At 33.3% G+C, this 13,897-nt stretch carries 10 protein-coding genes; 5 read left to right on the forward strand and 5 right to left on the reverse strand.

Annotated elements, in window-relative coordinates; genetic code table 11:
* Position 1 precedes the first annotated feature (1 nt).
* The 3 genes from GBH57_RS11780 to GBH57_RS11790 all read left to right on the forward strand — a co-directional run bounded on the left by GBH57_RS11780 (position 2) and on the right by GBH57_RS11790 (position 4,430).
* On the forward strand, positions 2 to 1,702 hold the full coding sequence (locus tag GBH57_RS11780; protein WP_151674689.1) for a phytoene desaturase family protein: 1,701 nt from the start codon (positions 2 to 4) through the stop codon (positions 1,700 to 1,702).
* 92 nt (positions 1,703 to 1,794) lie between these two features.
* Entirely contained in the window at positions 1,795 to 3,798 is a 2,004-nt protein-coding gene (gene uvrB / locus GBH57_RS11785; RefSeq protein WP_151674690.1) for an excinuclease ABC subunit UvrB, read from the forward strand.
* Between the two features lie 65 nt (positions 3,799 to 3,863).
* Entirely contained in the window at positions 3,864 to 4,430 is a 567-nt protein-coding gene (locus tag GBH57_RS11790; RefSeq protein ID WP_151674734.1) for a hypothetical protein, read from the forward strand.
* A gap of 77 nt (positions 4,431 to 4,507) precedes the next feature.
* On the opposite strand, the gene GBH57_RS11795 is transcribed toward GBH57_RS11790, so the two are convergent.
* The 3 genes from GBH57_RS11795 to recR form a co-directional block, all read right to left on the reverse strand.
* Positions 4,508 to 5,821 (reverse strand): dihydrolipoamide acetyltransferase family protein, encoded by a 1,314-nt coding sequence (locus GBH57_RS11795; protein ID WP_151674691.1) that lies wholly within the window; start codon positions 5,819 to 5,821, stop codon positions 4,508 to 4,510.
* Positions 5,822 to 5,895: 74 nt separating this feature from the next.
* A complete protein-coding gene (locus GBH57_RS11800) occupies positions 5,896 to 7,014 on the reverse strand; it encodes a glycosyltransferase family 2 protein (RefSeq protein ID WP_151674692.1) in 1,119 nt (372 codons plus the stop codon).
* A gap of 4 nt (positions 7,015 to 7,018) precedes the next feature.
* Entirely contained in the window at positions 7,019 to 7,639 is a 621-nt protein-coding gene (recR, locus tag GBH57_RS11805; RefSeq protein ID WP_151674693.1) for a recombination mediator RecR, read from the reverse strand.
* A 192-nt stretch (positions 7,640 to 7,831) separates the two neighbouring features.
* On the opposite strand from recR, the gene GBH57_RS11810 reads away from it, so the two are divergent.
* Complete coding sequence (locus GBH57_RS11810) at positions 7,832 to 9,295, forward strand: sodium:solute symporter (protein WP_151674694.1); 1,464 nt, start codon at positions 7,832 to 7,834, stop codon at positions 9,293 to 9,295.
* Here the strand turns inward: GBH57_RS11810 and GBH57_RS11815 are convergent.
* Positions 9,266 to 9,628 (reverse strand): CoA-binding protein, encoded by a 363-nt coding sequence (locus GBH57_RS11815; RefSeq protein WP_151674695.1) that lies wholly within the window; start codon positions 9,626 to 9,628, stop codon positions 9,266 to 9,268. The two genes, GBH57_RS11810 and GBH57_RS11815, sit on opposite strands and share 30 nt — an antisense overlap.
* A 677-nt stretch (positions 9,629 to 10,305) precedes the next feature.
* Complete coding sequence (locus GBH57_RS11820) at positions 10,306 to 11,313, reverse strand: 3-oxoacyl-ACP synthase III family protein (RefSeq protein ID WP_151674696.1); 1,008 nt, start codon at positions 11,311 to 11,313, stop codon at positions 10,306 to 10,308.
* A 480-nt stretch (positions 11,314 to 11,793) separates the two neighbouring features.
* Between GBH57_RS11820 and htpG the strand changes: the two genes are divergently transcribed.
* Positions 11,794 to 13,683 carry a molecular chaperone HtpG gene (htpG, locus tag GBH57_RS11825; protein WP_151674697.1) on the forward strand — a complete coding sequence of 630 codons (1,890 nt, stop codon included), beginning with the start codon at positions 11,794 to 11,796 and terminating at the stop codon, positions 13,681 to 13,683.
* The last annotated feature ends 214 nt before the right edge of the window (positions 13,684 to 13,897 follow it).

Genomic DNA, 13,897 nt, shown 5'->3' on the forward strand with positions numbered 1-13,897 from the left:
GATGAATAAAAATGTTTACGACCAGCATTACGATACAATTATCATTGGCTCTGGTGCAGGCGGGTTATCTGCCGCAATTTGCTTAGCTCGCGAAGGACAAAAAGTACTTGTTCTTGAACAGCACGACGTTCCTGGCGGTTGGTGTCATAGTTTTTATTTAAATGGATATAGATTTACACCAGGTGTTCATTACGTAGGTTTATGTGGTACAGATGGCACCGGAAACTCTACAAGCGATCTATACGAAGGTTTAGGTATAGGTAGTGAACTTACTTTTTTCAAAATGCGAGAAGATGCTTACGAGCATTGCTGGATTGGTAACGAACGATTCGACTATCCATCCACTCACGAAGAATTAATCACAAGATTACAAGAACGATTCCCACACGAAGCCAAAGGCATCAAAAAATACTTAGACCTTGTAAAAAAAGTAAGCTATGAGTTAAGCTTAATCCCTGAAGTTAAAACTTTTTGGGACAAAGTTACAATTCCATTTCGCACCAAACATATGGGAAAATATGGTTTATTTAGTTTGCAAAGAGTTATTGATTGGCATATAAAAGATCCATTACTTAAAGACTTTTTAAACATTCAATACGGTGACCATGGTGTTGAACCTAAACGTGCGAGTTTTATTTTACACGCTGCTTTAATGAATCATTATTTTAAAGGTGGATACTACCCAATGGGCGGTGGTGGCGCTATTATAAAAGCAATGACTAATGCCATTAAAAAATACGGAAGCACCGTTAAAACTAAAGCTTATGTAGATCACATTCTACTTGAAAATTCTGGTAAAACTAAAAAAGCAATTGGAGTTCAACTAAATAATGGCACACAGATAAAAGCTCATAGAGTAATCTCTAATGCAGATCCAGGAATCACATATAACAAACTAGTTGGGCGCGAAAACCTATCGCAAAAAATACTTAAAAAACTAGAAAAAACATCATACTCTTGTACTTCATTAATGTTGTTTTTAACGGTTGATATGGATGTGAGAGCTGCAGGAATCGATTCAGGAAACATTTGGATGCTTGACGATGGTGATATGAATGAAAATTTCCGCGAAATGCAGGAAACTAACATCGAAGATATAAAAGATTTTAAAGGAATATTTATTAGTTGCACTACTTTGAAAGACCCTCCAAGTTTTGATGGACGCTACCACACCTTTGAAGTTATTACGTTCATAGGTTATGATTCATTTAAACGCTTTGAAAATGAAGATTTAAAACGCTCTAAAGCGTATTTAGAATTTAAAGAAATGTGCACGGAAAAAATGTTAATAACGCTAGAAAAAGCTATCCCAAATATTAGAGAACATATTGTACACAAAGAACTTGGAACCCCTATAACAAATAAATATTATGTAAATTCTACTAAAGGTGGTGTTTACGGTACAGAGAAAACGTTGAAGCACATTGGGCCTTTTGCCTTTAAGCCGAAAAGTGAAATAGAAAATTTATATCTATGTGGAGCAAGTATCGCAGCACATGGTGTTGCTGGCGCAAGTTATAGCGGAGTTCAAACTGCAGGACTTATTCTGGGTAAAAAACAAAATGAACTATTACAGCCCAATCCAAACGAGCGCATAAGTACCTATGACGCTGAAGACCCTAGCCATTATCCTGATTATATTCTCAAAAAAATGGAAGTAAAAAAAGCTAGACTTACTGCTGGAGTAAATAAGTTTGAATAATTTTAATTCTGAAATATTAGAATATTAAAACTCTAACTATTTGAGAATATTTTAAGAAAAGAACGCTTTTATAATGCGTATTTTTGAGTTGTATGAAATTCAAAGTAGAATCAGAATTTAGCCCAACGGGTGATCAACCTGCAGCAATTAAATCCTTAGTTGAAGGTATTAACAACAACGAAAAATACCAGACGCTTTTAGGGGTTACAGGTAGTGGAAAAACATTTACAGTAGCTAATGTAATTGAAAGAACACAAAAACCTACTTTGGTGTTAGCTCATAATAAAACATTAGCAGCCCAACTGTATCAGGAGTTCAAAACATTCTTTCCAAACAATGCCGTTGAATATTTTGTTTCCTATTATGATTATTACCAACCAGAAGCTTTCATTCCAACTAGTGGAACTTATATTGAAAAAGATCTTTCTATAAATGAGGAAATTGAAGTGATGCGATTAAGCACAACTTCTTCCCTACTTTCGGGACGTCGCGATGTAATTGTTGTAGCTTCTGTATCTTGTTTATATGGAATTGGTAACCCGGTAGAATTTCAGAAAAATGTAATTGAAGTTGCTAAAGGTCAAATTATATCACGTACCAAATTACTTCACCAATTAGTACAAGCATTATATTCTAGAACTGAAGCCGATTTTAATCACGGTAGCTTCCGTATTAAAGGTGATACAGTAGATGTATTTCCTGGATATGCCGATAACGCTTTTAGAATTCACTTTTTTGGAGACGAAATTGAAGATATTGAAGCTTTCGACCCAATAAATAATAGCGTTATTGAAAAGTACGAACAACTTCGCATTTACCCTGCAAATATGTTCGTTACTTCGCCAGATGTATTACAAGGAGCTATTAGAAATATACAAGATGACTTGGTAAAACAAGTAGATTATTTTAAAGAAATAGGAAAACACTTAGAAGCTAAAAGACTTGACGAAAGAACAAACTTTGATCTTGAAATGATTAGAGAATTAGGGTATTGCAGTGGTATTGAAAATTACTCTCGTTACCTTGATGGACGTATGCCAGGAACTAGACCTTTCTGTTTGTTAGACTTTTTTCCTGACGACTATTTAATGATTGTAGATGAAAGTCACGTAAGTGTTCCACAAGTGGGTGCAATGTATGGTGGAGATAGATCTCGAAAAGAAAACCTAGTTGAGTATGGTTTTAGACTTCCCGCTGCAATGGATAATAGACCGTTAAAATTTGAGGAATTTGAAGCAATGCAAAACCAAGTAATTTATGTGAGTGCAACTCCAGCAGATTACGAACTTGAAAAAACCGGAGGTGTATTTGTAGAGCAAATCATTCGACCTACAGGCTTATTAGACCCACCTATTGAAGTGAGACCTAGTTTAAATCAAATAGATGATTTATTAGAAGAAATTCATCAACGTATTGAACTCGACGAACGTATTTTAGTTACAACGCTTACTAAAAGAATGGCTGAAGAACTTACTAAATATTTAGAACGTGTCAACGTACGAACTAGATATATACATAGCGACGTAGATACGCTAGAGCGAGTAGAAATTATGCAAGATTTAAGAATGGGAATTTTCGATGTTCTTGTAGGTGTAAACCTATTAAGAGAAGGACTCGATTTACCCGAAGTTTCCTTAGTCGCAATACTTGACGCTGACAAAGAAGGTTTTCTAAGAAGTAACCGATCCCTTACTCAAACGGTAGGTCGTGCAGCCCGAAACTTAAATGGAAAAGCTATTATGTATGCAGATAAAATCACTAAAAGTATGCAAATGACAATCGATGGAACTGAATATCGAAGAAGCAAACAAATGGCCTACAATAAAGCTAACAACATTACTCCTACAGCAATAAAAAAATCATTTGACAATGCGCTAACAAAATCTAAACAGGAAGCATATACTTTTGAAACTGCCGAAACATTATCTGCTGCTGAACCAGAAGATCAATATTTAACAAGACCACAAACCGAAAAGAAAATTAGAGATACTCGTAAAGCCATGGAGAAAGCGGCGAAAGAATTAGACTTTATGATGGCTGCTAAATTGAGAGATAAAATTAAGGTACTTCAAAAATCTTTAGAAGAAATAAGCTAGAAATGAGATATTTTACAAAGTCATTAACACACATAGCACTCTTGTTTATTTATCTTCCCTTTACTATGATAGCAGCAACTGAAATCAATTTATCTAATAAAATAATTCCAGAATCAATTAAATCTGAAACTTTAAAGGCATTATCCTTTTATCCAGAGTTGAAAGATTGTGAAATTGAATTTGTATTTAAAGACAATATCAAAAAGTCAACAATGCAAGCACAACCTACTTTTGGAAGTTTTTTTAGAAATAGAAAAAACAGAAGTTATGTTATTAAAATAAGCCGAAAAATTCAAATTGATACAGAGGAAATGTCAATTGATGACGTACCAAGTGAGGTAATGATTGGGTGGCTTGGTCACGAACTTGGACATGTAATGGATTATCGATCACGCTCGAATATGGGAATGTTGATTTTTGGAGCAAAATATTTATTCTCAAAATCACATATACAAGAAGTTGAAAGATCTGCTGATACCTTTGCGATAAAGCACGGTATGGGAAATTATATATTGAAAACTAAAAACTTCATTCTTGATCATGCTGATATTTCAGAAACATATAAAGCAAAACTTCGTAAGCTATATATGTCACCTGAAGAGGTAATGCATATGCTAGAGGAATATCAATAAAAATATTGAAGTAAAGCAAAAACCCCAATCAACAAATGTTGATTGGGGTTTTTTATAAATCTGAATTTAATATAAAATTAAATTTCTCTATTTTCATCCCATCCTTCTAGGTAATCTGCTACTTTCTTAACAAATTGTCCTCCTAAAGCTCCATTTACAACTCTATGGTCATAACTGTGAGATAAGAACATCTTGTAACGAATACCAATAAAATCACCATCTGGAGTTTCAATTACCGCTGGCACTTTTCTAATTGCACCAAGAGCAAGAATACCTACTTGTGGTTGATTTATAATAGGAGTTCCCATAATACTACCAAAAGTACCTACATTAGTAACAGTATAAGTTCCACCTTGAATATCATCAGGCTTTAAAGCCCCACCTCTAGCACGCCCAGCTAAATCATTTACCGCTTTACTCATCCCTACAAGGTTAAGCTGATCGGCATTTTTAATAACCGGTACTATTAAATTTCCATCAGGTAAAGCAGCAGCCATACCAAGATTTATATTTTTACGTTTGATTATTTTATCGCCATCAACAGCAATATTCATCATTGGAAACTCTTTTAAGGCTTTTGCTACGGCTTCCATAAAGATTGGAGTGAAAGTTAAGTTCTCACCTTCTCGTTTAGCAAATTCGTTTTTAACTTTTTTACGCCAGTTCCATATTTTTGTAACATCTGCTTCAATAAATGACTGTACGTGTGCGCTAGTCTGTACGCTTTCTACCATATGATGAGCAATTAATTTACCCATTCTTGTCATTTCGATAACCTCATCTCCTCCATTTACTGAAACCGGAGCAGCAACTTTAGCTGTAGCCGGCTTAGTTGATGTAGTTGTAGACTCAGTAGCAGCTTGAGCTGGAGTAGCACCTCTATTTTTTAAGTAATCTAGAATGTCATTCTTTGAAACTCGACCATCTTTTCCTGTACCAGGAATAGCGTCTAATTCGGCCTGATCAATTCCTTCTTCACTTGCTATCTTTTTAACTAAAGGAGAGTAAAAACGATCACCTGAACTTACAACAGGAGCAACTTGATCTTTCGCTGCAGTTACTGTTTTTTCAACAGCAGCTACATTTGTATCAGCTGGAGCACTTGTTTTTTCTTCACTTGCTACTGGAGCTTGTGTAGAAGAAGCATCACCTTCAGTTTCTATGATGGCTAAAGTTTCACCTACTTGTACAACGGCGTCTGCTTCAAAAAGTATTTCTACAAGCACACCATCTACTTCACTAGGAACTTCACTATCTACTTTATCTGTTGCGATTTCTAGAACCGCCTCATCAGCTTCGATGGTATCTCCAACACTTTTTAACCAGTTTGTTACTGTAGCTTCAGCAACACTCTCTCCCATTTTGGGTAGTTTTAATTCAAATCTAGCCATAGTTTATGCGATATAACGTTTTCTTTTTCCGGTGCAAAAATACCTAATTTTTATGTTGAATACATGTAAAATTATCAAAAAACCGTAACCGATCCTTTTTCATCACTTCGATCACTGCCTAACAGAAAATTACAACCAGGTGGGCGGATTCTAAAAATGTTTCCTCTACCCTTTAATTGGGTCATTGCTTTAAAAATTTGATCATAGCTTAGATACTCAGTATCAAATACAAAAAGTGATTTTTCATATAAACTATCCTGCAACATACTTTTAGACGATGCGTGAAGTTCTAATGGTAAAACTTTAGAGATTTTACCAAATAAAGTTAAGTTTTCCGTAAGTACGTAAGATGATTGAATACCAGCATACTCCATATTAGCCTCACTTACAGTTCGGTGTGAGTTAGATGCTAGCTTAATCCCAATCTGTACAAAAACATCAAACAGCTTATTTGTTTGAAAATGCTTATTATAAAATATATTCATTGCGCCGTAAAAACGCTTTAAATATTCTTTATTTTTAGTAGTGCTTTCTCCTTTATAGTGTAATGTTTTAACACTACCATAGTAATAGTTGTTGTATCCAGCCTTAGTTAATTTATAACTAAGATCAATGTCTTCTCCGTACATAAAGTAGTCTTCATCAAAGCCTCCCACTTCAAGGTAAACGGAGCGTTTCATCAACATATAAGCACCTACCAAAACAGAAACCATTCCTTCGTTTTCTTCGGAAATATGACTGGTGTAATATTGTTTTGTGAATCCAGCCATCTTTAAAACAGAAACTTTAGGAGTTGGTAAGTTTCTTTTACTTTCTGGTAGAAAGGCACCAGTACCATCCATTAAATAACAACCTAAAGCTCCTAAATTACTTAAACTTTCGGCTTTAATTAATGCTTCTCTAATACTCGACTCAGTTATTGCTGTATCAGGATTTAATATAAGAACGTATTCTCCTTTAGCTACATCAACAGCTTGATTGTTAGCTTTACTAAAACCAACATTTTCTTTATTTTCAATTAAAGTGAGTTTTGGAAACTTCTCTTTTACCATCGCACAACTATCATCTGGTGAGTTGTTGTCAATAATTAAAATTTCGGCATCAATATTAGTAATTGCTCTTTGACAAGTTAAGATGCATTGCTCTAGAAAATAGCGCACATTGTAATTAAGAATTACGATAGATATTTTCAAAAGGCTAAGAGTTTTTTAGAGAGTTTTCAAAAGGAATTCTGTTTACAATACTTCTACCTAGGGTCACCTCATCTGCATATTCAAGCTCATCCCCTACTGAGATTCCACGGGCAATAGTTGTTGTAATTATATTGAATCCTTCAATTTGCTTAAAGATATAGAAATTTGTAGTATCACCTTCCATTGTTGAACTTAATGCAAAGATCAACTCCTCAATTTTACCTTCTTCAATTTTTTGAATTAGAGAGTTTATGGTAAGATCGTGTGGTCCTATTCCATCCATTGGTGAAATTTTGCCACCTAAAACGTGGTAGTGCCCACGATACTGACTAGTAGCTTCAATAGCCATTACATCGCGAATATCTTCTACAACACATACAATTTTAGCATTGCGGTTTTGGCTTGCGCAAATTTCGCATAAGGCTGTATCACTAATATTATGGCAGTTAGAACAAAAATTAACTAGCTCGCGCATTTGTTGTATTGCCGTAGCTAAATTTTCGGTTTGTTGTGCAGGTTGCTTTAATAAATGAAGCACTAATCGAAGAGCTGTACGCTTACCAATTCCAGGGAGTTGCGACATTTCGTTAACTGCATTTTCTAATAATTTTGAAGAGAAATCCATTGCCTGCAAGATAAAAAAATGTGTCCATTAAACAATGGTATTAAACTTTCAGAATGAAATATTAATAGTAAAAAAAATAGTTTTAAAAATTGCTAAAATATCGTCAATCAAAATAAAATTTCCTTAGTTTAATTCTATTTGGCTTTAAAATGTAAATTTACAGCTCATAAAATAAATCTACTATTAAATCGTATGCAACCATTACAAATTATTGGACTCATCGCAGGTTATTTCGGGTTATTACTAATTATCTCCTATTTAACAAATCGAGGAGGTAGCAATGCAGATTTTTTTAAGGCTGGCAAAGAATCACCTTGGTATTTAGTTGCTTTTGGAATGATTGGTGCATCCCTAAGTGGTGTGACATTTATTTCGGTTCCTGGTGCTGTAGCTGCAAATAGTTTTGGATATTTTCAAGTTGTTTTAGGATATACCGTAGGTTATGCAGTAATAGGACTTGTATTACTCCCATTGTATTATCGATTAAACCTCACCTCTATATATGCTTATTTGGAAGGTCGTTTTGGTATTGCGTCCTATAAAACTGGAGCTTCATTTTTTTTACTTTCAAGAATTGTAGGTGCTAGTTTTAGACTGTATTTGGTCGCTATAGTTTTACAAGATTTAGTGTTTGATAAAATACCCTTTTTTGGGATGGATGGTGTGCCTTTTTGGGTGACTGTTTCTATTACAATTTTACTTATTTGGCTATATACTTTTAAAAGCGGAATTAAAACTATTGTATGGACAGATACTTTACAAACCCTATTTATGCTTGTTGCATTAGGAGTTGGTATTTATTACGTTGCTGAGGGACTAGGTGTTTCAGGAATGGGAATTTTCGATAAAATTGCCGAAAGTAATATGTCTCAAATTTTCTTTTTTGATGACTATAAAAGCGGTAATTATTTCTTCAAACAATTTATTAGTGGTGCTTTTATTGCCATTGTGATGACTGGTTTAGACCAAGATATGATGCAAAAGAATTTGACGTGTCGTAACTTAGAAGACGCGAAAAAAAATGTATTTTGGTTTACAATTGTTTTAACAATTGTAAATATAATTTTCTTAGGCTTAGGGTTATTATTGACTCTTTACGCGCAACAAGAAGGTATAGATGCAGTAAAAGACAAACTTTTCTCTACAATTGCCGTAGACGGAGGATTGGGTATTGGGCTTGCCGTTTTCTTTTTACTTGGTTTAATTGCTGCTGCCTACTCTAGTGCAGATAGCGCTCTTACCTCATTAACAACATCGTTTAGTATTGACATTTTAGATATAGAGAAAAAACACTCTGAAGCTACACAAATCAAAATTCGAAAGAAGGTTCATATTGTGATGTCCTTTGTATTGCTTTTTGTGATTGTATTTTTCAACTATGTTATTGGTGATGCTTCAGTTATTACCAAACTCTTTACTTTTGCTGGTTATACGTATGGGCCACTACTTGGATTATATGCTTTTGGTTTGTTTTCTGAAACCAAAGTAAAAGATAAATTAGTTCCTTGGGTTGCCATTATTGCACCCGTTTTAGGATTTGCTATAAGCTATTTTAGTAAAGAATTATTTCAGTTTGAATTTGGATTTTTCATTCTAATTCTAAACGGATTCCTAACAACGCTTGGGCTAATATTGATTAGTACCAAGAAGCACTAACGTACAAGCAACTTCACTTTCAATGCTGTTCTCTTTTAGGATGGAATAAAATTCTGGGTTTTCTGTTCCTGGATTAAATATAACGCGCTTTGGTTTTAATGAAATTATATATTCGTAATATTCTCCCTGACGTTTTGGATTTAAATATAAAGTTACTGTGTCAATATCAGTAAAGAGTTCTTTTTCTTTAGTAATTGAAACGCCTGCAACTTCACCCTCTCTTAATCCTATTGCTACAACTTCGTGATTATAACTTTTCAGTCTGTTGATGGCAATATTAGAATATCTATCAGTTTTTAAACTCGCTCCAATAACTAGTGTTTTCTTTTTCATATGTAATATTTCAGAAGGGAAAATTACAGCAGATAATTAATTATTTATCTTAAATAATGTTAAATATAAAAACAAGTGTAACAGGATGGGTAATAAACCGTCTATTACATAGAAACGTTTCTACTTTATTGCAAGAAATTTTACGTTGATGGTTAGTGTTAATAATTGCAATGAAGTTACGCCTCCAAAATTCTAGATTTTGGAGGCGTTTTTTATTAGTGACATTGTACTAAACCTTTCTTTTATTAAAACTGAAATGTTATATAAAAGTTAAATATGATAATAAATGAAACGTTTACTTAAAGTGTGTCGTCTATATATAAAAATACCTTATTAAGAATTATAATTATTTGAATTAGCCCTCTACAATTTTAAGACTTTATATTTAGGTTTGTTTAAGTTAAGATGCCCTTCAATTTACTAGAAATTGAAGGGTATCTGTTTTTATATAAATACCCCATAAAGGGTATTTCAGAAATTAGCAGTTTCAGATAATTTTGAATTACGTTTATTAATTATCTATGAAAAGAAAAATAGCCACTGTGTGTAGTACCATTACAGTTTTTTTTTGAATATTTCAATAAAATTAAAACACATAGAAAATTATTTTTTTAGCAAAAAAGCTGCTTTCTTTTAAGAAAACAGCTTTTTATTATTTTGTATAATACAGTGAAAAATTACCACCGCATCACTACACTACCCCAAGTAAATCCACTACCAAAAGCAGCAAGTACCACAAGGTCATTATCTTTAATTTTTCCAGCTTCCCAAGCTTCAGATAAAGCTATTGGAATTGAAGCTGCAGTTGTATTACCATATTTTTGAATATTATTAAACACCTTTTCATCTGGCACTCCCATTTTCTTCTGTATATATTGAGAGATACGCAAATTAGCTTGATGTGGTATAAACATATCAATATCTGTAGTTGCTAGTCCATTCGCTTCAAGACCTTCCATTATAACTTGAGAGAAACGAACAACGGCGTGTTTAAAAACAAACTGTCCATTCATATGTGGATAGTACGGAATATTTTCTTGATCATTTTCTGCAATAATTTCTGGAACCCAATGGTCAGTCGCTGGTCCTTGAAGTGCTAACTCATCTTTATGTTTTCCTTCACTATGCAAGTGAGTAGATAAAATACCCGCAGAATTACTCTCGTTTCTTGAAATAACAACTGCTCCTGCACCGTCACCAAAAATTACAGAAACACCTCTACCTCTAGTTGTCATGTCTAATCCACCACTATGGTTTTCAGCACCAATAACTAAAACGTGTTTGTACATTCCTGTTTTAATAAATTGATCTGCAACTGAAACCGAATAAACAAACCCACTACATTGGTTACGAACATCTAATGCAGGAATTGTACGCATACCTAACATTTCTTGAACTTGAACACCACCTCCAGGAAAATACATATCTGGACTTAAAGTCGCAAATACAATCATATCAATATCATCAGGAGTCAATCCAGCACGTTCAATAGCTATTTTTGAAGCTTTTACTCCCATTACAGATGTAGAGTTTCCGTCACCTTTTTTTATATGACGACGTTCTTTGATACCAGTTCGTTCTTGAATCCAAGCGTCATTTGTGTCCATCAATTTTGAAAGATCGTCGTTTGTAACAATATTTTCTGGTACATAATGCCCAACACCAGTAATTTTAGAGGAATACATATTTAGAAATTTTAAGGCTCGAAAGATACGGATTTCGGAAAATGAATTCCTATTTATTGCTTTAATTTAATATGCATGCATAGCACTTTAAATAAGCTTCACTCTTTCGAAATGTGTTAGAATTGTTTTATATAAAAAACAAAAAAGGGAGCTTTGCTCCCTTTTTCTAAACAACCTAACCAATAAATAAAAGTCAACTTAAAAAGAACTTCTATTATAGTATAGACTTCAAATATATAATATTGTTTAATCTTTAAGTAATTTAGATAAACAATAATTTGTTAAAGTATTCTCAACCTTTTTGTTTACCAATTTTTGTCTTGTTAGCAGAAGTAAAAATGACATGTTGTCACAAAATTTATAATGGTACTTGTTTTGAATGTATAGATTGAAATGTTAATTCATTAATATTTTGGCGTAAGCTAAAATGTATCAAAATATAAGTTTAATTAAATCAACCCGAAATAAGGGAATATAATTATGAGTACAGGAACAATTAATGTAGCGGTAGAAAATATTTTTCCGCTAATCAAAAAGTTTTTATACAGTGATCACGAGATTTTTTTACGTGAGTTAGTTAGTAACGCGACTGATGCAACTTTAAAATTAAAACACCTTACTAATATAGGTGAAGCTAAAGTTGAATACGGAAATCCTAAAATTGAAATTAAGATTGATAAAGAAGCAAAAACACTTCATATTATTGATCAAGGTATTGGAATGACACTTGAAGAGGTTGATAAGTACATTAACCAAATTGCATTCTCTGGAGCTGAAGAGTTTATTGAAAAATACAAAGATACTAAAGGAGAAGACGCAGGAATTATTGGTCATTTTGGTCTTGGTTTCTATTCTGCTTTTATGGTTGCAGATAAAGTTGAAATCATAACAAAAAGTTTTAAAGATGAACCTGCTGCTCACTGGAGCTGTGATGGATCGCCAAATTACACTTTAGAAGAAGCTTCTAAAACAGAAAGAGGAACAGAAATCATTCTTCATATTTCGGAAGATGAAAAAGACTTTCTTGAAGACTCTAAAATCACAGAGCTTTTAGTAAAGTATAACAAGTTTATGCCTATTCCAATCAAATTTGGAACTAAAACTGAAACGCTTCCTAAGCCAGAAGATGCTAAAGAAGAAGACCCTGCACCTACGCAAGAGGTTGACAACATTATCAACAACCCTACACCAGCGTGGACAAAAGCACCTACGGAATTAAAGGATGAAGATTATTCTTCTTTCTATCGTGAGATGTATCCAATGCAATTTGAGGAACCGCTTTTCAATATTCATTTAAATGTAGATTATCCTTTCAACTTAACAGGTATTTTATACTTCCCTAAGATGAGTCAGGATATGCAGATTCAAAAAGACAAAATCCAACTATACCAAAACCAAGTTTTTGTAACAGATAATGTTGAAGGGATCGTTCCAGAATTTTTACAGATGCTTCGTGGGGTGATTGACTCACCAGATATTCCTTTAAATGTTTCTCGTAGTTATTTACAAGCTGATGGAGCTGTAAAGAAAATCTCTAGTTATATTACACGTAAAGTAGGAGATAAATTAAAGAGTCTTTTCAACGGAAATCGTGAAGACTTTGAAGCAAAGTGGAATGACATTAAAATAGTGATTGAATATGGTATGCTTACAGAAGAGAAATTCTTCGACAAAGCACAAGACTTTATGTTGTATCCTACTGTTGATGGTAAGTATTACACTTTTGCTGAATTAAAAGAAAAATTAGCTACAACTCAAACTGATAAGGATGGTAAGCTAGTTTTACTTTATGCAAGCAATACAGAAGATCAGCACAGTTATATTCAGTCAGCTAAAGACAAAGGGTACGAAGTACTCTTATTAGACTCTCCTATTATTGCTCATTTAATGCAAAAAATGGAATCTACTAATAACGATGTAAACTTTGCTAGAGTTGATGGAGATCATATTGATAATTTAATTAAAAAGGACGAAGAAGCAATTTCTAAACTTAACGATGAGGAAAAAGAAACGCTTAAAACTTTTTTAACTGAAACTATTCCTTCAGATAAATTTACAGTACAATTAGAAGCTATGGACAGTTCAGCAAATGCATTCACGATTACAGAGCCTGAATTTATGCGCCGTATGAAAGAAATGCAACAGTCTGGAGGTGGCGGAATGTTTGGTTTAGGTGGCATGCCTGATATGTACAATCTTATCGTTAACACTAATAATGAGTTAGTAGCTGAAATATTAAACACGAAGACAGCTAAGAAAAAAGAACGATTGGTAAGTCAAGCTTTAGATTTAGCTAAACTTAGCAAAGGACTTCTTAAAGGTGAAGAAATGACTGCCTTTATTAAACGCAGTTACGAGATGATTAAATAATATTTAATCTATATCAATTAAGTTTAAAAATCCGTTCAGAAATGAGCGGATTTTTTTATCCAAATTTTTAAAGCTCCAAATACAATCAATGAAAACAGAAAATATATAATTTATAATTAGCCTATTAAATTATCGATTTCACATTTACACTATTCATTTTCAGGGAATTTGAAATAAATTACACTTTTGTGATATAAAATGTATTATTCATAAT

It is taken from the genome of Patiriisocius marinus (assembly GCF_008974325.1).
GTDB lineage: Bacteria > Bacteroidota > Bacteroidia > Flavobacteriales > Flavobacteriaceae > Patiriisocius > Patiriisocius marinus.